Annotated in this window: 16 protein-coding genes; 7 read left to right on the top strand and 9 right to left on the bottom strand. The window is 57.1% G+C overall.

The annotated features are described in order from the left end of the window. The first annotated feature begins 190 nt into the window (after nucleotides 1-190). The 7 genes from rbsK to PAGR_RS18255 all read left to right on the top strand — a co-directional run bounded on the left by rbsK (nucleotide 191) and on the right by PAGR_RS18255 (nucleotide 10,633). Nucleotides 191-1,108: a ribokinase gene (gene rbsK, locus PAGR_RS18285; protein ID WP_013024527.1), complete on the top strand. Its 918-nt coding sequence runs from the start codon at nucleotides 191-193 to the stop codon at nucleotides 1,106-1,108. Between the two features lie 9 nt (nucleotides 1,109-1,117). Then, complete coding sequence (fucP, locus tag PAGR_RS18280) at nucleotides 1,118-2,443, top strand: L-fucose:H+ symporter permease (protein WP_013024528.1); 1,326 nt, start codon at nucleotides 1,118-1,120, stop codon at nucleotides 2,441-2,443. Then, the gene (locus tag PAGR_RS18275) at nucleotides 2,440-3,453 is read left to right on the top strand and encodes an aldose 1-epimerase family protein (protein WP_014606633.1); all 1,014 of its coding nucleotides are present in this window, start codon (nucleotides 2,440-2,442) and stop codon (nucleotides 3,451-3,453) included. The genes fucP and PAGR_RS18275 overlap by 4 nt, the downstream gene beginning before the upstream one ends. Before the next feature lie 657 nt (nucleotides 3,454-4,110). Next, a complete protein-coding gene (locus PAGR_RS18270; protein WP_014606632.1) occupies nucleotides 4,111-5,664 on the top strand; it encodes a pyridoxal phosphate-dependent decarboxylase family protein in 1,554 nt (517 codons plus the stop codon). Nucleotides 5,665-5,674: 10 nt separating this feature from the next. Beyond that, entirely contained in the window at nucleotides 5,675-6,967 is a 1,293-nt protein-coding gene (locus tag PAGR_RS18265) for a lysine N(6)-hydroxylase/L-ornithine N(5)-oxygenase family protein (protein ID WP_014606631.1), read from the top strand. A 1-nt stretch (nucleotide 6,968) separates the two neighbouring features. Then, on the top strand, nucleotides 6,969-9,320 hold the full coding sequence (locus tag PAGR_RS18260; protein WP_014606630.1) for a GNAT family N-acetyltransferase: 2,352 nt from the start codon (nucleotides 6,969-6,971) through the stop codon (nucleotides 9,318-9,320). Between the two features lie 80 nt (nucleotides 9,321-9,400). Beyond that, a complete protein-coding gene (locus PAGR_RS18255) occupies nucleotides 9,401-10,633 on the top strand; it encodes an MFS transporter (RefSeq protein WP_014606629.1) in 1,233 nt (410 codons plus the stop codon). Nucleotides 10,634-10,670: 37 nt separating this feature from the next. Here the strand turns inward: PAGR_RS18255 and PAGR_RS18250 are convergent, their stop codons facing one another. The 9 genes from PAGR_RS18250 to atzF all read right to left on the bottom strand — a co-directional run bounded on the left by PAGR_RS18250 (nucleotide 10,671) and on the right by atzF (nucleotide 24,725). Then, nucleotides 10,671-12,788: a TonB-dependent siderophore receptor gene (locus PAGR_RS18250; protein ID WP_014606628.1), complete on the bottom strand. Its 2,118-nt coding sequence runs from the start codon at nucleotides 12,786-12,788 to the stop codon at nucleotides 10,671-10,673. A gap of 307 nt (nucleotides 12,789-13,095) precedes the next feature. Then, nucleotides 13,096-13,794, bottom strand: coding sequence for an urea ABC transporter ATP-binding subunit UrtE (gene urtE / locus PAGR_RS18245; protein ID WP_013024535.1), 699 nt, complete (start codon nucleotides 13,792-13,794; stop codon nucleotides 13,096-13,098). Next, the gene (gene urtD / locus PAGR_RS18240) at nucleotides 13,795-14,586 is read right to left on the bottom strand and encodes an urea ABC transporter ATP-binding protein UrtD (RefSeq protein ID WP_014595297.1); all 792 of its coding nucleotides are present in this window, start codon (nucleotides 14,584-14,586) and stop codon (nucleotides 13,795-13,797) included. Continuing rightward, nucleotides 14,579-15,655 (bottom strand): urea ABC transporter permease subunit UrtC, encoded by a 1,077-nt coding sequence (urtC, locus tag PAGR_RS18235; protein WP_014606627.1) that lies wholly within the window; start codon nucleotides 15,653-15,655, stop codon nucleotides 14,579-14,581. Before urtC ends, urtD begins: the two co-directional genes overlap by 8 nt. After that, complete coding sequence (urtB, locus tag PAGR_RS18230; RefSeq protein WP_014595298.1) at nucleotides 15,655-17,220, bottom strand: urea ABC transporter permease subunit UrtB; 1,566 nt, start codon at nucleotides 17,218-17,220, stop codon at nucleotides 15,655-15,657. The genes urtC and urtB overlap by 1 nt, the downstream gene beginning before the upstream one ends. Before the next feature lie 77 nt (nucleotides 17,221-17,297). Next, nucleotides 17,298-18,566 carry an urea ABC transporter substrate-binding protein gene (gene urtA / locus PAGR_RS18225; protein ID WP_014606626.1) on the bottom strand — a complete coding sequence of 423 codons (1,269 nt, stop codon included), beginning with the start codon at nucleotides 18,564-18,566 and terminating at the stop codon, nucleotides 17,298-17,300. Between the two features lie 30 nt (nucleotides 18,567-18,596). Beyond that, nucleotides 18,597-19,298 (bottom strand): GntR family transcriptional regulator, encoded by a 702-nt coding sequence (locus PAGR_RS18220; protein WP_013024540.1) that lies wholly within the window; start codon nucleotides 19,296-19,298, stop codon nucleotides 18,597-18,599. Nucleotides 19,299-19,307: 9 nt separating this feature from the next. Beyond that, entirely contained in the window at nucleotides 19,308-22,925 is a 3,618-nt protein-coding gene (gene uca, locus PAGR_RS18215; RefSeq protein WP_014606625.1) for an urea carboxylase, read from the bottom strand. A 6-nt stretch (nucleotides 22,926-22,931) separates the two neighbouring features. Next, a complete protein-coding gene (gene atzF / locus PAGR_RS18210) occupies nucleotides 22,932-24,725 on the bottom strand; it encodes an allophanate hydrolase (protein WP_014606624.1) in 1,794 nt (597 codons plus the stop codon). Nucleotides 24,726-24,918 lie beyond the last annotated feature (193 nt).

Below are 24,918 nucleotides of genomic sequence, written 5' to 3'. Positions count from 1 at the left end.
TGCACTAAAGCTAAGAATAACGCACAGTTCAGACAGCTGAATTTGTTATAATAGTAACATCTGGAGGGCGAAAAATCCGATAAATCGCGGAATAATGTCACGTTAAATGTGAAATTTATCACATATTAAACGCCGGTGAATTGGTAGTGTTATTTTTATAACATTTTAGCTGTTCATTACCGGGGGAAAAATGGATATCGCCGTTATTGGTTCAAACATGGTGGATTTAATCACCTATACCAACAGCTTTCCTAAAGCTGGAGAGACGCTTGAGGCACCCGATTTTGCGATTGGCTGTGGGGGAAAAGGGGCCAATCAGGCTGTGGCGGCAGCAAAACTGGGTGGCGAGGTGATGCTGGTCAGTAAAGTCGGCGATGACCTGTTTGCGCCCACCACGCTGGCTAATTTGCAACAGCAGGGCGTGGATACGCGTTATGTCACAACCGAAAAAGGGGTTTCCAGCGGCGTGGCCCCCATTTTTGTTGATGATCAGTCGCAAAACCGCATTTTAATTATCAAAGGCGCGAATCAGCACCTCAAGCCGGCGGATATTGACGCTGCGGGTGATGCGTTGAAACGCTGTCGGTTGATCATTCTTCAGCTCGAAATTCCGCTGGAAACGGTGTACTACGCTATCGATTTTGCCCGTCAGCATGATATTCGCGTCATCCTCAACCCTGCGCCCGCCGTGGCAGACCTGGATATCCGCTATGCCTGCCAGTGCGACTTTTTTATGCCCAATGAGACGGAGCTGGAAATTCTTACCGGGATGCCGGTGGGGACGGATGATGACGTCAGGCTGGCCGGAGCGTCCTTGCTGAAACGTGGCCTGAAAAACCTGATCGTTACGCTGGGCAGTCGCGGATCGTTGTGGATGACCGGAGAGACACAGCACCAGGTTGCGCCTGTGCCGGTTAAGGCAGTGGATACCAGCGGTGCCGGTGATGCGTTTATCGGCTGCTTCGCTCATGAACTGGTGAAAACGGGCGATATTCCTGCGGCGATGGCCAAAGCCTCCGCCTACGCGGCCTGTAGCGTGACGGCGCGCGGCACACAACGTTCTTATCCTGATACAGCGGAATTTCAGCGCTTTCTTGACCTTCAGTGAGGTACAGCCATGCACCAGAACATTGTTCAGCAAAATGACGGTTATCTAAATAAGACTCCGCTGTTCCAGTTCATTCTGCTTTCCTGCCTGTTCCCCTTGTGGGGCTGTGCGGCAAGCCTGAATGACATTCTGATTACGCAGTTTAAAAGCGTTTTCGCCCTGAGCGATTTTGCCAGCGCCCTGGTGCAGAGCGCCTTTTACGGCGGCTATTTTCTGATTGCGATTCCTGCCTCGCTGGTGATCCGTAAAACCAGTTACAAGCTGGCTATATTAGCCGGTCTGGCGTTGTACATCCTGGGCTGCCTGCTGTTTTATCCCGCCTCGCATATGGCAACCTACACCATGTTTCTGGCGGCGATTTTTGCCATTGCCATTGGGTTAAGCTTTCTGGAGACGGCGGCGAACACCTACAGCTCAATGATCGGACAGCGTCAGCATGCCACGCTGCGTCTTAACATCAGTCAGACGTTTTATCCGGTGGGGGCGCTGATGGGCATTGTGCTGGGAAAATATCTGGTGTTTCAGGATGGAGAAAGCCTGGAAACGCAAATGGCAAACATGACGGCGGCGCAGGCGCATGCTTTCCGCCTGTCCATGCTGGAACATACCCTGGAACCCTATAAATATCTGGTGATGGTGCTGGTGGTTGTCATGCTGCTGTTTATGTTCACCCGCTATCCACGCTGCAAGCCGCAAAGCAACGAAAAATCGCTGCCAACGCTGGGGGAAACCTTTCGCTATCTGGCTAAAAATCGCCATTTTAAACGCGGTATTCTGGCGCAGTTTTTGTACGTCGGTATGCAGGTGGCGGTGTGGTCCTTTACCATCCGTCTGGCGCTTACGTTGGGAGCGGCCAATGAGCGCGAGGCATCCAGCTTTATGATTTACAGCTTTATCTGTTTCTTTATTGGCAAGTTTGTCGCCAACATTTTAATGACGCGTTTCCGGCCAGAGAAAGTGCTTATCGCCTTTTCACTCCTTGGCATCGCAACGCTGGGCTACGTGATGCTGGTGCCCAATTTCACAGCAGTCTACGCCGCGGTGTTTGTCAGCGTGCTGTTTGGCCCGTGCTGGGCGACGATCTATGCCGGGACGCTCGCGACCGTTGACAGTAAATACACCGAAGTCGCGGGAGCATTTATTGTGATGTCCATTGTGGGTGCGGCCTTTGTGCCCGCGCTGCAGGGCTTTGTTTCCGATCACCTGGGATCGATGCAGCTGGCATTCGGCGTGTCGCTGCTGTGTTTCGCATGGGTTGGGTTCTATTTTTGGGGCGAGCTGCGCCACAAAAAGCAGCCTCGCCTTAGCGGAAACCTGGCGGAGGAGGGGCGATGAAAACCCGTTTACCGCTTTGTCGCGAACAGTTCACCTACACGCCTTGCCTGCTGCTGGAGAGCGAGGACTTCAGCGTCGAGCTGTTTCGTTATCCTGCGGGCATTGAAGCCATTCGCATTCACAACCGACGGGGCACGGTAATTGTGTTGCCGTTTCTGGGCCAGATGGTGTGGGACGTGAATTTTGACGGCCGCGCATTAACCATGGGACATCGCTTTAAACAGCCGCTGCCGGGTGATTCGATTATCGATACCTATGGCTGCTTTGCCTTTCACTCTGGCCTGCTGGCGAATGGCTGCCCTGCTGCGGAAGACACGCACGCGCTGCACGGCGAAATGGCCTGCGCACGCATGGATACAGCATGGATTGTGCTGGAGGACGACAGACTTTCGGTGGAGGGCGAAACCGAATACATCAAGGGGTTTGGTCACCACTATCGGGCGGCTCCGGCGGTAAGATTAGGGGCCAGTCAGGCACGACTGGTGCTGGAGATGAGCGTCACCAACCTGGCTGGCGCGCCGATGCCGTTGCAGTACATGTGCCACATCAACAGCGCGTGGGTGGCGCAGGGGCAGTTCAGGCAGACGATACCGGATGAGGCATTTCAGCTGCGCCGCTCCCTACCGGCACATGTGCGGCCCACGCCGCAATGGACCGCTTTTACCGCATCCCTTGCCAGCGATCCCGCCGCTTTACGCCGGTTGGATCAACCCGAGATGTACGATCCAGAGATTGTCTTCTTTGCCGATCATCTGGCGCAGTACGGTGAGAACGTTCAGTTTGAACTCCATTCTCCGGACGGTTACGCCCTGATGACCCGCTTTTCTACTGCGCAGTTCCCGCATGCCACGCGCTGGATACTGCATAATGCGGATCAACAGGTTGCTGCCTATGTGCTGCCCGCCACCTGCCGTCCTGAAGGCTTTGCTGCGGCAACGCGCGCCGGAACGTTAATCGCGCTGATGCCCGGCGAGCAGCGCCATTTTCAGGTCGAAACCGGTCTGCTGTAAAACCCGTACGGCGACGCTTCAGGGTCGTAACCTTACCCGGTGAAACAGGCTGTTGTTATCGCATCGTCTTTTTCCCCTGGGATTCCGGGAGCGTCATACGTCCCGGATAATCCCGGTGGCGAAACGCGCTGGATAGCCTGTCGATATCTTCGTTCGCGCTGGCTTCTTACTGAAGCCGGCCTCTTCAGACCGGATAAACACACCGTTATGCCGCGTCATGTCAGAACCCCGCCGTCACGCCTCCTGTTTTTTGCCCGGCTGAGAACCCTTCTTCTTTAGTTTGGCGCCGATGGAGATGATTTTCGCCATCTCTTCATCTTCCCGCGCCGAACATAAGCTGTTTTATGTGATCAAGATCACATAAAAAGACATTAGCCAGCTTTATGAGAATGCTTACCCTTTTAAAAATTGAATGATAATGATTATTATTAATGTTGTCATTATCGTTAAAAAGCGCATGTTTAATGCAAATTAACCACATAAAATGTAGTTTTTAATGATTTTTTTAAACATAAATTCTTAATTTTCTTGATCTCATGGGTTAGCCAGCTCGGCTAAAGGTTACTGAATCTGAACTGACTCGCGCGGTCTGGCGCATGCTGCTGCCCTGTTTTCACGGTGGCCGGGCGGCCTACGTCTTTAACAAAGGAACAGGATATGGTGTTACGTAAGCAAAATCTGTCGGTGCCTCGCCGACATCTGCCTGATGAGGTCCTGACTGCTCAGGACTTTATCTTCAACGACGCGCAAATCCCTGCGTGGCATCAGCAAACGCAAGAGGCGCTGGCGCTGATCTCCAGCACCATTCAGCGCGTTGAAAAGCCCTTCAGCGGTATTCTGCCCCACGAGCTGGCTCCGGCTTTCAGCGCTGTCGATCTTGACCAGCCGCTGGGAAATAACGAGGCCGCGCTGGAAGAGCTGCGGACGCTTTATCTGCGCGATGCCGTCTGGTTCCACCATCCCAAATACGTGGCGCACCTTAACTGCCCGGTTGTACTGCCGTCTCTGCTGGCCGAGCAGATCATGGCGGCAGTCAACAGCTCCGTGGATACGTGGGACCAGAGTGCGGGCGGAACGCTGATAGAACAGAAGGTGATTGACTGGACGCTGGGCCGCATCGGTCTGCCTGCGAGCGCAGACGGCATCTTTACCAGCGGCGGGACGCAGTCGAATCTGATGGCGATGCTGCTGGCGCGCGACAGCTGGTGCGCCGCACATCATCCGGGCCACCTGATCAAACATCAGGGCCTGCCTGCCGATGCGGCAAAATGGCGCGTGTTGACCTCCAGACTGAGCCACTTCAGCATCCAGAAATCGATGGCCATTCTCGGCCTGGGCTACGATGCGGTCATCCCGGTAGCGTATGACGACCATTACCGCATGGACAGCGTGCAGCTTGAGCAGGAGATTCAGCGCTGTCATGAGCAGGGCCTGATCCCTATCGCCGTCGTTGCCACCAGCGGCACCACCGATTTCGGCAGTATCGATCCGCTGGAAAGCATCGCGAAACTTTGTCAGCAGCACGGCATCTGGATGCACGTCGACGCGGCGTACGGCTGCGGCCTCCTGGTTTCCGAACAGCATCGCCAGCGCCTCAACGGCATTGAAAAAGCCGACTCGGTGACGGTGGATTACCACAAGTCATTCTTCCAGACCGTAAGCTGTGGCGCGTTCTTTGTGCGCGAGAAACAGCACCTTAGCCATGTAACGCACCATGCTGATTACCTTAATCCGCTTAGCGCCCAGCAGGAAGGGACGCCAAACCTGGTCAATAAAAGTATTCAGACCACGCGTCGGTTTGACGCGCTGAAAATGTGGCTGACCTTACGCATTATGGGGCCGTCTGCACTGGGTGAGGCATTCGATACCATTCTGACGCTGACTCAGGCAACCCATCAGCGGCTGAACGCCCATCCGGCGATTGAGGTTCTGCATGCGCCTGAACTGACCACCCAAATCTTCCGCTTCGTGCCACGCCCTGGCATGAATCCCGCACAGCTGGATGCCATCAACGCCGGTATCCGCAAGGCGCTGTTCCGATCCGGTAATGCGGTGATTGCCGGGACCAAAGTGGAGGGGCGGCAGTACCTGAAATTTACCCTGCTGAATCCCACCACCTCGGTGGCTGACATTGAAGATGTGATCGCCCTGATCGCCCATTACGGTCGAGAACAGGCGCGTGACGTGACATTACCCGTGGCTAACCAGTGAGAACGGTGCAATGAACAACCAGATGTATGACTTTATCGGTATTGGTATCGGTCCTTTTAATCTCAGCCTGGCCTGCCTGAGCGAACCGGTTGAGGGGCTGAAGGGGATTTTTCTGGATCAAAATTCGGGATTCGACTGGCACACCGGCATGATGCTGGAGAGTGCGCATCTGCAAACGCCCTTTATGGCTGACCTGGTGACGCTGGCCGATCCCACCAATCCCTATAGCCTGCTCAATTATATGAAACAGAAAGGGAAAATTTATTCGTTTTACATTCGCGAAGACTTCTTCCTGATGCGAAAAGAGTACAACCAGTACTGTCAGTGGGCCTGTTCACAGCTGAGTAATTTACGCTGGAACACGCGCGTAGACTATGTAAGCTACGACGATGCCCGACAGTGCTACTGCGTTCGCTCGGTGGATACGCTCACGGGTCAGCAGCAAGAGTGGCTGGCCCGTAAGCTGGTGTTGGGCACCGGACCCACCGCCTGGCTGCCGGCGTGCAGCCGACCGCACCAGTCGCGTTTCACCCATTCCAGCCAGTATCTGGCAGACAAAGCGGAATTGCAGAAAAAAAGCACCCTCACCGTGCTGGGAAGCGGGCAGAGCGCTGCAGAGATCTATTACGATCTGCTGACGGACATCGATCGGTTTGGCTATCAGCTGAACTGGATCACCCGCGCGCCGCGTTTTTATCCGCTGGAATACACCAAACTGACCCTGGAGATGACCTCGCCAGAATGGGTCGACTACTTCCACGCGCTGCCGGGGGAGAAGCGCGATGCGCTGAACGCGCGCCACAAAAATCTCTACAAAGGTATTAACAGCACCTTAATCAACGACATCTACGACCTGATGTACGTCAAGCAACTGGATGGCGCGCTGGACGTTAACCTGTTCACCCATTCTGAACTTACCGGTATGCGCTGGTTGCCAGGCGGTGAATGTGAACTCGCGCTGCATCATCAGGAACAGGATTGTGCTTACACGCGTCGTACTCAGGGCCTGGTCATGGCAACGGGTTATCAGTATCGCCCGCCGATGTTTATCGAAGGCATCAGCCAGCGTCTGCGCTGGGATGAAAAGGGCCGTTACGACGTCCAGCGCAATTACAGTATCGACCTGCACAACCAGGTCTTCGTCCAGAACGCGGAGCTGCATACGCATGGTTTTGTGACGCCGGATCTTGGCATGGCCTGCTATCGCAACTCGGTGCTCCTGCGTGAACTCACCGGGCGGGAAGTTTATCCCGTTGAGCGTCAAATCGCCTTCCAGACTTTCCCGGCCCAAACGGAACACTAATATGTCACAGTCCACACTTTTCACTGCGGCCCGTCCAGCGGGGCAGTTTACCCTTCGTCCCCTGCTGCCCGCTGATGTGAGGCTTATTCACCGCTGGGTCACGCGCGACTACGCCCGCTTCTGGGGAATGCAGGATCACGCGCCAGAGCAGGTCGCCGAATTCTATCAACAGCTGACGGCAAAAGATCCCCATGCGGCGTTAATCGGCTGCTGCGATGGCGAACCGGCGTTTCTTATCGAATGTTATCGTGCCAGTGAGGATGAGGTCGGCAGGCATTATCCCGCCCAGCCAGACGACTACGGCATGCATATTCTGATCGCGCCCGCGGTGACACCGGTCAGCCAGTTTAGCTGGCAGGTGTTCAGCACGGTCATGGACTACATGTTCAGCCGCCCCGAGGTTAACCGCGTGGTGGTCGAGCCGGACGTGCGCAATGACAAAATCCATCGCCTGAATAAACGTGCGGGTTTTCGCTATCAGCACACCATTGATATGGGACATAAAACGGCCTGGTTGGCTTTCTGCCAGCGCGATGATTATCAGCAGGCCCTACTGCAGGAATCACATATGAATAACACCACACCGCTGTTGAACGGTTCACACCTCACCGGACATGACTGGCTGCAGGCCAACCGTTTACTGATTCGCAAAGCCATTGCCGAATTCGCGCACGAGAAGCTGATCACCCCTGTTGATGTCGGCAGTGGCCGTTACCAGCTGGCCGTGCCGAATGGCGAATCAGAATATGTTTTTTCCGCACAACGGCTGGCGCTGGACCACTGGGAAATCGATGTGGCTTCCCTGCAAAAACAGGAAAACGGCCACCGTTTACCGCTGGATGCGCTGCAGTTTATTGAAGAGTTCAATGCCCAAATCGGCATCCCTCAGGCGCTGTTGGCGACCTATATGGAAGAGATTAGCAGCACGTTGTGCAGTAGCGTGTTTAAACTGCAGAAGAACAATCCAGACAGCCAGGCGCTGGTGAAGGCGGACTTTCAGACCCTGGAGTCGTCGATGACGGAAGGGCATCCCTGCTTTGTCGCCAATAACGGCCGTATTGGTTTTGATGCTCGCGATTATCTCGCTTATGCGCCTGAGGCGGCGACGCCGGTGAGATTGATCTGGGTCGCTGTGCATCGACGTAATGCTCACTTCTCCAGCATCAGTGAGCTGAGCTATGCGCGGCTGTTGCAGGAGGAGTTAGGACAGGGTGCCCTCGACCAGTTCGCCGCTCAACTGGCGAGCAAAGACGTCGTCGCCGAAGACTATATCCTGATGCCGGTCCATCCCTGGCAGTGGCAGAATAAACTGCTGACGGTGTTTGCTGCGGATATTGCTAACCAGGACATTATTTATCTTGGAATCGGTGAGGACCACTATCAGGCTCAACAGTCGATTCGCACCTTCTTTAACCGCAGCCAGCCGCAGAAACGCTATGTGAAAACGGCGCTGTCGGTGCTGAACATGGGCTTTATGCGCGGTCTTTCGCCTTACTATATGGCGACCACGCCCGCGATTAACGAATGGCTGGAAACGCTGGTGGCAAACGATAGCTGGCTCCAGCGCTGTGATTTCCGCATCCTGCGTGAAGTGGCCGCGGTGGGCTATCACAACCGACATTACGAACGCGCGATCAAAGGCGACTCTGCCTACAAGAAAATGTTTGCGGCCCTGTGGCGTGATAATCCGGTCACTGACCTGCAGCCTGGCCAGCGTTTAATGACCATGGCGGCGTTTCTGCATGTCGATCATCAGCAGCAGCCGTTACTACCGGCGCTGATCGCCGATTCGGGGCTGCCAGCGGAACAGTGGATTGACCGTTACCTGAACTGCTATCTCAGCCCGCTGCTGCATTGCTTTTATCAACACGATCTGGTGTTTATGCCTCACGGCGAGAACCTTATTCTGCTGCTGGAAAATAATGTGCCGGTCAGCGCCTACATGAAGGACATCGGCGAGGAGATTGCGGTGATGAATCCGGATGCGGTTCTGCCTGAAAAGGTGCAGCGGCTGGCGGTGGACGTGCCTGAACATCTGAAGCTGCTGTCGATTTTTACCGACGTCTTCGACTGCATTTTCCGCTTTATCAGCGCGATTTTGCATCAGTCTGATACCTTGTCGGAAACCCAGTTCTGGCAGCGGGTGGCGCAGTGCGTCAAGGACTATCAGCAGGCCCATCCGCAGCTTGCCAGTAAGTTCGCCCGCTACGATATGTTTGCGCCCGAATTCACCCGCTCTTGCCTGAATCGCCTGCAGCTGGCGAACAATCAGCAGATGATTAACCTGTCCGATCCTGCAGAAAACCTCAAGTTTGCCGGTACGCTGGAGAATCCCATCGCCAAATGGCGGTAACGGGATAATGACCTCCTTTCACATCAGCGCGGTCGCTCAGGCGACCGCGTTTTTTATCGTTTTTCTGGACATTCTACACGATGGCTCTTTTTCAACCGGTCTCGCGCCTCACGCGTCGACATTTCCTGTTCCCCTTATCGCTGGTGTTATTTGAGTTTGCCACCTATCTGGCGCACGACATGATTCAGCCAGGCATGCTGCTGGTCACGCAGGCATTTCACGTGGGTCCGGAGTGGGTCTCCACGTCACTGACCGCTTACCTGATGGGCGGCATGCTGTTGCAGTGGCTGTTGGGCCCGCTATCCGACAAGCTGGGACGACGTCCGGTGCTGCTGGCAGGCGTTGCCTTTTTCATGCTGACCTGCCTCGCAACCCACTGGGTGCAGAGCATTGGGCAGTTTATCCTGCTGCGCTTTCTTCAGGGCATCAGCCTGTGTTTCATCGGTGCAGTCGGTTATGCCGCCATTCAGGAGGCATTTGACGAAGCGCTCAGCGTAAAGATGATGGCGCTGATGGCTAACGTAGCGCTGCTGGCACCGTTGGCCGGGCCGCTGGCGGGCACGGCGTTTCTGGCTGTTGCGGACTGGCGCACGCTGTTCCTGTTTTTTGCCGCCCTGTCTGCTCTGGCATTGACGGGCCTGTGGCTCTCGATGCCGGAAACGGCGGGCGACAGAAACACCTCCGTGTCGCTGAAGTCCCTGGCGGCCGGCTATTACGCCTTGTTAAAAGACCGCCAGGTGATGTGCGGTTCACTGGCCATCGGCCTGGTGACGATTCCCTGTCTGGCCTGGGTAGCGCTTTCTCCCGTTATCCTTATTCACGATCTGGGACTGAGCCGCATGGATTATGCGCTGCTCCAGTTACCGGTCTTTCTGGCGATGATCGCCGGAAATCTGCTGCTGGGGCGGCTTGCCAGCCGTCTGCCGGTTGAACAGCCGCTGCGGCTGGGGGCCTGGCCGATTTTGGCGGGTTTGACGGTGGCCGCTATTGGCACCTTTATCAATGCAGGCAACGCGGCATGGCTGACGGCGGGCCTGAGCCTTTACGGATTCGGCACCGGAATGGTGAATGCCGGGCTGTACCGACTGACATTGTTCTCCAGCCGGGCGGGCAAGGGCAGCGTCGCGGCGATGTTAGGGATGGTCAGTATGGTGGTGTTTGCGCTGGGCATTGAGGCGGTGAAAGCGGCGTACTTCGGTGGCGGAACGGCCTGGTTCAGCCTGATTAATCTGCTGTGCGGGCTGTTATGGCTGGCACTGGTGCGGTCGTTTCTGCGCGAAAAACAGCGGCGACACAGCACCGTAACGGCCTGAGGTGAGACAGGCGGCCTGGTGCCGCCTGTGGGAAGGATCAGAAATCGTAGCCGACGGTGGCAACAATGGTGCGTTCAGCTCCCCAGTAGCAGAAGCCGGTGCCATAGCAGGCGGAGACATAGTCGCGATCGGTCAGGTTATTCGCGTTAACCTGCACAAAAGCCCCTTTCAGGCTGCTGTTCCAGACGCCTAAATCGGCACGTACCGAGGCATCAAACAGCGTAGCGGAAGGCAGACGAGTGGTGTTTTCATTGTCTGCCCACTGCCGACCAATGTAACGGACGCCTGCGCCTACGCTGATCCCGGCATCAAACTGGTATTTCGCCCACGCAGAAGCCATCGAGTTGGGCGTCACGTAAGGCGTATGACCGTTGTTACCGTCGATAGAATCTTTGAAGCGCACGTGGTTGAGCGTAAAGCTCGCCAGCGTGCTCAGGCGCGGAGTGAGCTGATTATGGGCTTCCAGTTCGAGGCCCTGAGAGTGCACTTTCCCGGCCGGTTCGTAATAAGAGCCTACCACCACGCGGTTACCCACATCATTTTGCGTCAGGTCGTACACGGCTGCTGAGTAGAGATCGGACGTGCCCACGGGCTGGTATTTAATCCCGGCCTCGTACTGCTCAGATGTAGTCGGTTTCAGCAGGTTGCCGTCCTGTCCGGAAAGCGATTGCGGCGTAATGGCCTGACTGTAGCTGGCATACGGAGAGATACCGTTATCGAATGCATAGAGCAGCGCCGCGCGACCGCTGACGTGATCGTCTTGACGACGATATTGCGTATCGGTGCTGTACTGTCTGTTTTCAGACACGATCCGATCGTAGCGGCCGGAGAGATCCAGATGCCACTTGTCCCATTTCATCTCATCCTGCAGATACATACCGGTTTGGTAGTAACGGCGCTGTGAGTTCTGGAATACGTAAGCCGGATTCGTCCCCACGGCCTGGCCTGTCAGCGCGTTAAGCTGACTGGCTAAGCCACTGGCATCACGCAAATCATTGGTGTACTTATGATATTCCGCGCCCAGTACGACCTTATGATCTACCGGACCCGTGGCAAAATCGGCTTCCAGTTGATTATCGATCGCGTACGCATTCAGTGAAGAACGTGAACCGGAATAGTAGCGATTAAGCAGTTCAGACTGCGGAGAATCCCAGCCAGCCTGATAAACCTGATCCAAATCGACATTGGAGTGGGAATAGCTGGCATTGGAGCGGAAGGCCCAGGTTTCATTAAAGCGGTGAGCGAACTCCGCGCTGTAAATTTGCTCGCGACGTTTGAACTGATCCAGTGTACTGTCGCCGTCATAAAAACCGGTGCTGAGCTTACGTCCGTTATGCTCGGTTATGCTGCCATCACCCGGCACGGCGCTGTGATAGCCACCGGAAGGATCCTTCTGCAGATAGGCGCGTAACAGCAGTGACGTATCTTCATCCGGTTGCCACAGCAGCGAGGGCGAAATCGCATATTTTTCTTCGCGGGTATGATCGTACTGCGTATCGCTGTTGCGCGTGATGCCGGTCAGACGAAAAGCCCACTGATCGTTGATCGCGTTGGTGTAATCAAATGCGGCGCTGTTGGTGTTATGGGTGCCGGTGGACAGACGGAAATGTCCTTCAGGCGCATATTGAGGACGCTTAGAGGTCTCCATCACTAATCCACCGGGAACGGTTTGGCCATACAGGGCAGAAGAGGGGCCTTTGATCACGTCAATGCGTTCGAGGAACCAGGGATCAACCTGCAGCACGTTGTAGCTGCCCGGATCGCTCATCAGCCGCAGGCCGTCCAGAAAAATATTATCAACGTCGCCGCCGTGGAAACCGCGCAACGATACCGTATCGTAGCGGGTGGCCGCACCGGCGAAGTTCGTAAAGGCGCCCGCAGTGTAATTCAGCGCCTGATTCACATCCATCGCACCCTGATCGTCCATTTGCTGGCGCGTGATCACCGAGACTGACTGCCCGGTGGTGATCAGCGGACGATCGGTCTTGGTTGCGCCTTTACTGACGGTCGCCGTATAGCCTTCTGTCGGGGTTGTCGACGTTTCTTCGGGCTTTGCTGTGACCACCAGCGTGTTGGCGGCAAAGGTCACTGCAGGTGTGGCAATGGCGATGGAACACAGCAACGCTAACCGTTTCCGGCAGAAAGGCATTCTCATTGTTTATCCCTTACAAATGGTAGATACGCCGCTCCCGACAGAGGAAAGGAGCGAAAATTGGTGTTAAGAACAGGTTATTTACATTGAATGCAAATGAGAATTATTGCCTTTACTGTTAATCATTACAAGATGTCTTCAGCGTTATTGTTAAAGAAATTGCAGGCTAACGGGGTAAACACGCGTGGAACGTGCGTCAGGGAAGCCTTTTCGGGCAGGTTGTATCGGGCGGGGCGGGGGAGAAACATTCAACACGCTTCACGTACGACGTGAAGGCAGGCCAGGCGATCTGGCCTGCCGGGGAGGAGTGTCAGATGGCGACCAGACCGCGCACGTTCTCCGCCTCCATGTCACTGCCACGACCGCGCTGGATAATCTCGCCGCGCGACATCACCAGATAGCTGTCGGCCAACTCAGCGGCGAAATCATAGAATTGCTCAACCAGCAGAATCGCCATATCGCCGCGCTGCGCCAACTGACGGATCACCATGCCAATCTCTTTGATCACCGACGGCTGGATCCCTTCCGTCGGCTCGTCGAGGATCAGCAACTGCGGACGACTTGCCAACGCGCGACCAATCGCTAACTGCTGCTGTTGTCCCCCGGACAGGTCGCCTCCGCGCCGCGACTTCATGTCGAACAGCACGGGAAACAGCTGATAGATCTCATCAGGCACCTGTTTGGCCTGTGAGGCGGAGAAGCGGGACAGGCCCATTAGCAGATTCTCCTCAACCGTGAGACGGGGGAAAATTTCGCGGCCCTGTGGCACGTAAGCGATGCCGGACTGCACGCGCTGATGCGGCTTGCGCGTCCCGATCGGCTTGTCCTGCCAGCGTACCTCACCCGATTTGGCCGGAATCAATCCCATCAGGCATTTCAGCAGCGTGGTTTTGCCCACGCCGTTACGGCCCAGCAGGCAGGTGATTTCGCCTGTTTTTACCTCAAAAGACAGGCCGCGTAGAATATGGCTGCCACCGTAATACTGATGCAGTTCAGATACCTGTAACATTTAGCGCCCCAAATAAACGTCGATGACCTGCTCGTTGGCCTGAACCTCGCGCAGCGAACCTTCCGCCAGCACCTTGCCTTGATGCAAAACCGTGACGTAGTCGGCAATGGTTTCCACAAAGCCCATGTCGTGTTCAACCACCATGAGTGAGTGTTTCCCTGCCAGGCTACGGAACAGCTCGGCGGTATAGTCGGTTTCCGCATCGGTCATGCCGGCCGCAGGTTCATCCAGCAGAAGCAGGTGCGGCTCCTGCACCAGCAGCATGCCGATCTCAAGAAACTGTTTCTGTCCATGCGACAACAGGCCCGCCTGGCGGTGACGCGAACCCGTGAGCCGCAACAGGACGAGGACCTCGTCAATCCGATCCCGCTGCTCGCTGTTAAGCCGTGCGCGCAGGCTGGCCCAAACGGTTTTGGTGGTTTTCAGGGCAATTTCCAGATTTTCAAACACCGTCAGCGCTTCAAACACCGTGGGTTTCTGAAATTTGCGTCCGATACCGCGACGGGCAATCTCAACGGGGGAGTGGCTGGTCAGGTCATTATCCTGATCGTAAATGACCCGGCCCTTATCCGGTCGTGTTTTGCCGGTAATCACATCCATTAGCGTGGTTTTTCCTGCGCCGTTAGGGCCGATCACACAGCGCAGTTCGCCCACGCCGATCTGTAAGGACAGATCGGACAGGGCGCGAAAGCCATCAAAAGAGACGGTGACCGCTTCCAGTTGCAGCACCGGATCGCGCTGAACACGATGACGATCGGCGGGAAATGATTGGGTATACGGGTGCTCAGTCATCTTTTCTCCGGCGCAGTAAGCCAATCACGCCACGCGGCAGAAACAGCGTGACGAGAATAAACATCATCCCCAGAAAGAACAGCCAGTATTCGGGGAAGGCAACGGTAAACAGGCTCTTCGCGCCGTTAACAATCGCGGCGCCCAGCAGTGGGCCAATTAAGGTGCCGCGTCCACCCAGTGCGACCCAGATAGCGGCTTCGATGGAGTTGGTGGGGGACATTTCACCGGGATTAATAATGCCGACCTGCGGCACATAAAGTGCGCCCGCCATGCCGCATAACACGGCGGACAGCGTCCAGACGAACAGCTTAAAGCCACGGGGATCGTAACCGCAGAATATCAGACGGTTTTCCGCGTCGCGGACCGCCGTCAGCACCCGGCCGAATTTACTGCGTGCCAGGACAAAACCCAGGCCTAAACTGACTAACAGCAATATCACCGTCGCGACAAACAGGCCGATGCGCGTGCCCGTGGCGGTAACATTAAAACCAAGCAGGGTGGTGAAGCCGGTAAAGCCGTTGTTGCCACCAAAGCCGGTTTCATTGCGGAAAAACAGCAGCATGCCGGCATAGGTCAGCGCCTGGGTCATGATGGAGAAATAAACCCCTTTGATTTTCGAGCGGAAGGCGAAAAAACCAAAGACCAGCGCCAGCAGGCCGGGAACCAGCACAATCAGGCACAGCGCCCAGGCAAAATGCTGGGTGCCCGCCCAAAACCACGGCAGCCGATCCCAGGAGAGAAAGGCCATAAAGGCCGGTACGCCGTCGCCCGCCGCCTGGCGCATCAGGTACATGCCCATCGCATAGCCGCCCAGCGCAAAAAACAGGCCGTGTCCCAGAGAGAGTAAACCGGCATAACCCCAGACCAGATCCAGCGCCACCGCGACCACCGCATAGCACAGAATTTTACCCACCAGGGTTAAGGTATAGGTCGATATCGCCAGCGGATGGGTTGCCGGCAGCAGCGCCAGAAATGGCATGATCAGCAGCATCAGCGTAACCAGTGCGCCAATACCCAGCGTCAGGCGCGGGGCCTGACGAGCCAGACGTAAGGAGATGGGTTGCGTCATTAGTCAGTCACCCTTCCTTTCACCGCAAATAACCCTTGCGGACGTTTTTGAATAAACAGCACGATCATGACCAGAATCAGGATTTTCCCCAGCACCGCGCCGATTTGCGGCTCCAGCACTTTATTGAGAATGCCCAGACCCAGCGCAGCCACGACGGTGCCGGCCAGTTGCCCCACACCGCCGAGCACCACCACCAGGAAAGAGTCAATAATGTAGCCCTGGCCCAGTTCCGGTCCGACATTTCCCAACTGGGACAGGGCCACGCCGCCCAGCCCGGCGATGCCGGAGCCCAGGCCAAAAGCCAGCATATCGACTCGGCCTGTTGGCACGCCGCAGCAGTCGGCCATGGCCCGGTTTTGCGTTACCGCCCGCACGTTCATCCCCAGCCGCGTGCGGTTCAGCAGCAGCCAGGTCAGGATCAGCACAAACACCACGAACAGAATGACCGCAATACGGTTCCAGGGCAGAACCAGATTCGGCAGCACCTGCAATCCGCCGGACAGCCAGGCGGGGTTCGCAACCTCAAGGTTCTGCGCGCCAAACAGCATCCGCACCAGCTGAATCAGCATCAGGCTGATGCCCCAGGTGGCTAACAGGGTTTCCAGTGGACGGCCATACAGATGACGGATAATGGTGCGCTCCAGCGCCATACCGATAACCGCCGTTAACCCAAAGGCGACCGGGAGCGCCAGCAGCGGATACCAACCGATGTAATGCGGCGCGAACTGCTGAAACAGGTTTTGCACCATCCAGGTCGCGTAGGCACCCAGCATCAACATTTCCCCGTGCGCCATATTGATCACGCCCAGCAGGCCGTAGGTAATCGCCAGGCCCAGGGCGGCAAGCAGCAGTATCGAACCCAGCGACAGGCCGCTAAACGCCTGGCCCAACAGATCGCCCCACATCAGGCGGCTTTTAATCTGTTGCAGGCTTTCTGTTGCCGCCTCGCGTACGGTTTCATCGGGCTCCACTGTGGGCTGGGTCAGCCGTTGCAGGCTGGCCTGGGTGTTAGGATCGCCGGACTCGCCCAGCAGTTTCACCGCCCGCAGCCGAACCATGGGCTGAGGGCTGGACAGTTGCAGGCTGGCCGCCGCCATCGCCAGCGCGGCATGCACGCGCGCATCCTTTTCGAGGCTCAGGCGTTGCGTAATCAGCGGGAGAAGATCGGCGGCGGCGTCATTTTGTAACTGCTGTGCCGCACTCAGGCGTACGCTGGCGTCGCTGCTCACCAGTTGATGTGCGGCGAGCGCACTGGCGACCAGCACGCGCAACCGGTTATTCATAAACAGTTTTTTTAGCGCGCCCTTCGGCTGTGATGACGTATCCAGCGGCTGGAGCCCATTACCGGTTTGGCTAAAAGGATGACGATCCTGATCCGTGACCACGGTTTCGGCTTTCAGCGCCTGAAGCAGCGGCAACCGGCTGACATCTGGCGCAGCGGCCCACTGTTGCAGCAATTCCGCCTGCTGAGCGCGGCTCGCCGCGGCGAAGTCGGCCGCCGGTCCGGCGCTGGCAAACAGCGGCAGGAGCAGCAAAAAACTAAAGAAACACAGGCGAAGCGTCATGGGAGAGCCTCATCAAATAGGCGATCATAGGAAGTCCTTACTGCCGCCCCACAGAGGGATCAGGGGCGGCACCTGTCTTACTGAGACGTTTTCACCGGGTGATCGGGTTTTTTGTCATTGCCGGGAAGGTACGGGCTCCAGGGCTGGGCGCGTACCGGTTTGTCGGTTTGCCAGACCACGTTGAACTGACCGTTTTCTTCCACTTCGCCAATCATCACGGGTTTATGCAGATGGTGGTTAGTCTGATCCATCGTCAGGGTAAAGCCATCCGGCGCTTTAAAGGTCTGCCCGGCCATGGCGGCGCGCACCTTATCCACGTCGGTGGTGCCCGCTTTTTCGACGGCCTGCGCCCACATATGGATCCCTACGTAGGTCGCCTCCATCGGATCGTTCGTCACAACGCTGCTGGCATTCGGCAGGTTATGGGCTTTGGCATAAGCACGGTAATCGGCGACAAATTTGGCGTTGGTCGGGTTATCCAGCGATTCGAAGTAGTTCCAGGCGGCGAGCTGGCCGACCAGCGGTTTGGTATCAATTCCACGGAGCTCTTCTTCGCCCACTGAGAACGCCACCACCGGTATGTCGGTGGCTTTGATGCCCTGATTCGCCAGCTCTTTGTAAAACGGCACGTTGGAATCCCCGTTGATGGTGGAGACCACTGCGGTTTTCCCGCCTGCGGCGAACTTCTTGATATTGGACACGATGGTCTGGTAATCGCTGTAGCCGAACGGGGTATAAACTTCTTCGATGTCTTTATCCTGTACGCCTTTGGTGTGCAGGAAAGCCCGCAAAATTTTGTTGGTCGTGCGGGGATACACATAATCTGTTCCCAACAGGAAGAAGCGTTTCGCGCCGCCGCCATCCTGGCTCATCAGGTATTCCACTGCCGGAATAGCCTGCTGGTTAGGGGCTGCCCCGGTGTAGAATACGTTCGGTGACATCTCTTCACCTTCATACTGTACCGGGTAGAAGAGCAGGCCGTTCAGCTCTTCGAAGACCGGCAGCACGGATTTTCGTGATACCGAGGTCCAGCAGCCAAACACCACCGCGGTTTTGTCCTGGGTCAGCAGCTGGCGCGCCTTTTCGGCAAAGAGCGGCCAGTTTGAGGCGGGATCCACCACCACCGGTTCGAGCTTTTTACCCAGCACGCCACCTTTCGCATTGATTTCATCAATGGTCATCAGGGCGACATCTTTCAGTGGCGTTTCGGAAATCGCCATAGTGCCGGAAAGCGAGTGCATAATACCCACTTTGATGGTGTCAGCCGCCTGGGCGCTCCATGAGAATCCCATACCTGCAACGGTAGCGGAGAGTGCAAAAGCCTTGAGCAATGAACGTCTTTTCATCAATGTTAAACCCCTGGTTAGATGGATGCGTTATTCGATGGGTTGGAGCCTGGCCTGCTGTAACATATGGATCGTGATCTTCCTGACCTCAGCCTTACTGGCGGCAATGTGTTCGCTCAGCATCTGCTGGGCTTTGCCGGTCTGCTGCAAAAAAATGGCCTGTAAAATTTGCGCGTGCTCGCGATACGTCGCCGCGATCCTGTCTTCGCGGGTAAAATCGAGACGACGAATAATGCGGATCTTCTCGGTCAGTTCAGCGTGAATACGCGCGATCTCACTGTTGCCTGCGGCGGCGACCAGCGTCATATGAAAGGCCTCATCGTGCTGCGACACTTTCTTGCCGTCATCCAGCCGGGCGGCCTCACACCAGAACTGATAAAGCTCGCGCAGCCGGGCGGCGCACTGCGCCGAGGGCAGTTCGCACAGACGCTTCACGGCTTCGCACTCCAGTACCGTGCGCAGATCGTACAGCTCTTCGAAATAGGCAAAATCGAAGGTTTTGACCTGCCATCCGCTGCGAAACCACACATCGACATAGCCTTCACGCTCCAGCCAGAACAGTGCCTGCCGGACTGGCGTGCGGCTGACCGCCATACGTTCAGCAATTTCACTCTCGCTGAAGCGGTCACCGGGCATCAGGCGAAACTCAAAAATGTCGTTTTTCAGCGTCTGGTAAACACGTTCCGCCAGGGCTTCCGGACGCGCTTTATTACGGGGTAAACGGGTTGTCATCGGCTCTCCTTATTCCAGCCACAGCAGCGTATCGCCAGGGCTGACGGCACGCCCTGCCTGACAGGCGATGCGTTTCACCCGACCGGCGCAGGGGGCTGCAATCGCCAGCTCCATTTTCATTGCTTCAACAATCACCAGCGTCTGACCCGCGCTGACGTCATCCCCGGGCTGTACCAGCACTTTCCAGATATTGCCGTTCATATCTGCCTGCACCGCGTGCGCGCTGTCATCTTCAGCGGCGGTGTGAGGCGCTTTATCTGGAGGAGAGGCGATCTCCTGTTCCTCCTGCGACCAGCGCGTGACTTCCTGCTCGAAAGCCGCTGCCTGACGCTGGCGAAACGCCGTGATGTCCTGAGCGTTATCCGCCAGGAATTGTTGGTGAGCGGCAAAGTCAAATTCAGTTTCGTCAATACGCAGCGTGGCGCGACCTTCGCGGAAATCGTCACGTAACTGCGTCAGCGCCTCTTCCGTTACGGGATAAAAGCGCACCTGATCGAAGAAGCGCAGCAGCCAGGGTTCGCCAGCAGTAAACTGCGCATTTTTGAGGAACTTGTTCCAGATAGGTAAGGTACGGCCCACCAGCTGATAGCCGCCGGGCGAGTCCATGCCGTAAATGCACATATACATCCCGCCGATGCCGACGGTACCTTCTGCCGTAAAGGTACGGGCCGGGCTGTATTTGGAACTCAGCAGGCGGTGACGAGGATCGACAGGCACGGCGCAGGGCGCGCCAAGATACACATCCCCCAGCCCTAAAATCAGATAGCTGGCCTCAAAGATCGTGTCGCGGACCTGGTCGCGGCTGGTTAATCCGTTAATGCGCTGAATAAAATCGACATTATTTGGCAGCCAGGGCGCGCTGGCACGCACGGTTTCTTTATAGCGTTCCACCGCACCGAGCGTCGCGCTGTCTTCAAAGGCCATCGGCAGCCAGACGATGCGTGACGGAACTTTCAGGTGACTGACATTGCCGAGCATCGCTTCCCGTTCCAGCAGCACGTTCATTAACTGCGACTGGCTCAGGACCAGGCTGTCGTAGCGAATTTGCAGCGAGCGTACGCCGGGAGAGAGCTCTTCGATCCCGGTAACAGGCTGAGCACGCAGCGCCTCCATTAACAAATGCACACGCAGACGCAATGCCAGATCGAGGACGTTGTCGCCATATTCGATGAGGATGTATTTATCACCGGCCTGGCGATAGACCGCCCTGGGGGAGGTTTCCGTGGCGGCGACAGCGGCGAGCAGGGTGCCGGAACCAAAGCGGTTTTCAGCCAGCGAGGGGACGTCAAACGCGGGCGCAGCGTGTGGCCGCAGTGTGGCAATCACCTGCTTCTGAGCCTGTTCCCGCGCGGTCGCTTCCTCTACGCTGATGGGGTGAAAACGGATGCTGTCACCAGGTTTAACCTGACCGACTTTCCACAGCTCGGCTTTGGCTATCGTTACCGGGCAGACAAAGCCGCCAAGGCTGGGGCCGTCGTGGGTGAGGATCACCGGGAAATCACCGGTAAAGTTGACTGCGCCGATAGCATACTCGCAGTCATGTACGTTGGAGGGATGCAGACCGGCCTCACCGCCGTTAGCGCGAGCCCAGCTCGGTTTTGGCCCGACCAGGCGTACGCCAAGGCGGTTTGAGTTGTAGTGTACCTGCCAGTCGCTGGCAAAAAAGTCGTCGATGGCGGCCTGGGTGAAGAAGTCAGGTGCGCCGTGCGGCCCGTACAGCACGCCAATGTGCCATTCGTTCGTGTAGGTCGGTATCAGCGCCGGGCTGAGCGCCTGGGGCGCGCTGATCGGGGCCGGTGTGGTGCAGGCGGCCAGCAGCGGCTGGGAAACCGGCAGCATATCGGCAACCCGCAGCGTCCGCCCCGCGTGCCCACCAAACTGACCGAGCGAGAAAGTGGAGCGGCTGCCGAGGTATTCCGGTACGTCAAAACCATTACGGATGGCCAGATAACAGCGACAGCCTTGCAGCGCGCGGCCCAGCGTGAGCGTTTGTCCCGCATTGACCGTGACAGGCTGCCAGTTTGCAACGGGTTCACCATCCAGCATGGCGGCGCAGTCAGCGCCGGTCAGGGCAATTGTCGTCGCACAATGAAAACGCAGCGTCGGACCCTGTAAGGTAAATTCCAGTCCTGCTGCGGCCTCATGATTGCCGACGATACGGTTAGCCAGCCGGAAAGCATAGTCGTCCATGGGGCCGGAGGGCGGTACGCCGATATCCCAGTAGCCAAGGCGGCCCGGAACGTCCTGCACGGAGCTAAAGGTGCCGGGCTGCAGAACTTCCACCACCGGGGCCGACGGCGTGAAATCATCCAGAAAACCAGTCCAGACGTTGCCGCTCTGGAAGGCGTCGGTGGCGATGACCTGCCGCAGGTAATCAAGATTGGTGGCGATGCCGTGCAGTTGAGTGGCATTAAGCGCGCGTTGCAGTTTGGCCAGCGCGGCGTCCCGGGTTTCAGCATGAACGATCAGCTTGGCGATCATGGGATCGTAGTAGCTCGATACGTCGCTACCGGTGCTGATTCCACTATCGACGCGCACATCCTCGGGAAAGTGCACATGGGTTAAGACACCGGGACAAGGCTGAAAATGTTTAAGCGGATCTTCAGCGTAGAGCCGGACTTCGATCGAGGCGCCCTGAGGTGCCTGCTGCAGGCGCGGCCAGTCGATCGCTTCATCGGCAGCCACGCGCAACATACACTCGACCAGGTCAAGACCCGTGACGCATTCGGTGACCGGATGTTCAACCTGCAGGCGGGTATTGACCTCCAGGAAATAGAAGGCGTCCTGCTGCGCATCGTAAATGTATTCGACGGTGCCCGCGCTGCGGTAATTGACCACCTCGCCCAACCGGACTGCCGAGGCGAGCAGCGCATCGCGGGTTGCAGCGGGCAAACAGGGAGCGGGCGTTTCTTCTACCACTTTCTGGTTGCGGCGTTGCAGAGAGCAGTCGCGCTCGCCCAGAGCGACCACGGTGCCTTTGCCGTCGCCAAAGATCTGTACCTCAACATGGCGGGCATGATCGATGCAGCGTTCAAGAAATACGCCTGCGTCGCTGAAGAACTGTTCGCCAAGCCGGCGCACGCTCTCCCAGGCATGCCGGAGCGCCTCGGCATCCGCGCAGCGCGTCAGGCCGATGCCGCCGCCCCCGGCCGTGCTTTTTAACATCACCGGATAACCAATATGGCTCGCGGCGGCCAGGGCGTCATCCAGCGAGTCGAGCAGCGGCGTGCCTGGCGTCATGGGAACACCGGCGTGCGCTGCCAGTTCACGGGCACGGTGCTTTAAACCGAACTCACCAATTTGCTGCGCTGTCGGTCCAACAAATACGATGCCGGCCTCCTCACAGGCGGCGGCAAACGGCAGGCTTTCAGAGAGAAAACCGTAGCCCGGCCAGACAGCCTGGGCGCCGCTTTCCTGTGCGGCCGCCAGAATTTTATCAATGCGCAGATAGCTGTCGCTGGCTTTGTCACCGCCCAGACAAATAGCGATATCGGCATCTTTGACATGTTGCGCGTTACGGTCGGCATTGGAAAAGACCGCGACGCTGGTAATGCCCAAACGTTTCAGGGTACGGATAGCGCGGCAGGCAATTTCGCCACGATTGGCAATCAGAACGGTGCTGAACATGATTGATTAACTCTCCAGAGAAGCGAGCCAGTTACGCCAGCCGCCGAATTCGGTAATCTCCAGCGCGTGCGTCAGCGCGGAACCTTCACAAATAAAGCCTTTCACCACGCGACCATCGGCAAGCGTGAGGCTGCCAATGCCTAGGGGTTGTGGGATCTCGGCCACGAATTCGCCAAAGCGCGCCAGGGGGATATCCCAGAGCTCGACGGCGATGGCGGCGCCCTGTTCCGCCCGCATCAGTCCCGGCTTTTTGACCGGGCCATCCAGCAGGGCAAACAGGCGATACTGGCTGGCCGTCTGGGTCTCTTCTACCCGGACGGCCTGGCGTTGCGTGAGCTGAAAGTTAAGTGGCATGCCGGTCAGGTGCGCGCCCACCACTGCAATGCGAACGTGGTCGCTGGAAAGGGGAAGCGGCGCAGGCTCAGCGGGTTGGGCCTTGCCAGTGGCGCCGCGCGGCAGGGCCATAGCCTGCTGCCAGCGCAGGCCAAACTGCGCCAGCGCGCGGTCATGCCAGGCGGGGGCGATGAGCGTAATGCCCGCGGGCAGATCGTCGTTTCTGAAAGGGGCGGGCAGCGCCAGTGCGGCAAGATCGGCCAGATTGGTAAAGTTGGTGTAAGTACCAAAATGTGAGTTGTAAATCACCGGCTCCTGCTGCATCTCATCCAGGGTATAGATCGTGGGGGACGTGGGCACGACCAGCGCATCAAACGGCGCCAGAGCCTGCTGAATCTGGCGCGCCAGCCGGGCACGCAGGTATTCGGCCTCAAAGGCCTCGACGGCACTGTATTTCAGCCCCGTCGAGATAATGCTGTGCACCACCGGATCCATCTTCTCCGGGTGGTTGAGCATCTCGCCTACGGCAGCGGTACGCTCCGCCACCCACGGGCCGTAGTAGAGCTGTTCGGCGAGCTGCGTGAAGGGGGTGAAATCAATCGGATGCAGCGTGGCGCCGTTGTCCTGCAGTGCGGTCAGCGCGGCGTCCCAGGCCGCTTCGGCAGCTGCATCATCAAAAAACACGGGGGCGGCAGGAATTGCGAAATCAGGATGGGATTTCATGCCCGCGGGCGCCGTACGAGGATGAACGCGCGAGTAGGCATCCTGAGCATCGTATCCTCCCGCCAGGCTGGCGACGCGAAAAGCATCGTCCACCGTCAGCGCAAAGACAGAAATTGTGTCGTTCAGGCGGCAGGCAGGAACGACACCGCGCGCAGACAGCCAGCCCTTGGTCGGTTTCAGACCGACAATATTGTTGAAACCGGCGGGCACCCGGCCAGAACCGGCGGTATCGGTACCCAAAGAGAACGCCACCAGCCCTCGAGCCAGTACCGAGGCCGATCCCGAACTGGAGCCGCCGCTTACAAAGTCCGGGTCAAAGGTGTTACATACCGCGCCGTAAGGTGAACGTGTACCGACCAGTCCGGTAGCAAACTGGTCGAGGTTAGTTTTCCCCATCACCACCGCGCCCGCCGCTTTAAGCTGTGCCACCACAAAGGCATCCTCGGCGGCGATGTAACGGAATGCAGGGCAGGCTGCCGTTGTCGGCCAGCCAGCCACGTCAATGTTATCTTTCACGGCAAAGGGAACACCGAACAGTGGAAGGGCATCCGGATCCTGCTGGTAACGCGCCAGGAGCGGCTCAGTTTGCGCCACTAACTGGGCGGGAGTGGCAAGACAGATCCACGCATTATCGTCTGGATCCAGCTCAGAAAGGTGTTCAGCCAGCAGCGTGTGAACCTGCTCCGGGTGTTGCCGAACGCGTTGCTGCCAGTCATTAAGGGTCAAACCGAATGTCGAAGCCATGCAGTGAATTCCAACAGGTATACAAGATGGGATTCAACAGAGCAAAGGACGTGCCAGAATTTTAATGCCATGAATCAATGAGATAATTCGAACAGCCATAAGAAGATGTGATGATAAAACGCACAGTTGTCGCGCAGGCAGTGTGACATCAGGGTGCGTTAAAGCGGTGCGAAGGTAAATTTTGTGAAGAACA

This window comes from Pantoea ananatis PA13, from assembly GCF_000233595.1.
Taxonomy (GTDB): Bacteria; Pseudomonadota; Gammaproteobacteria; order Enterobacterales; family Enterobacteriaceae; genus Pantoea; species Pantoea ananatis.
This window is presented reverse-complemented; position numbering and strand designations above follow the sequence as displayed.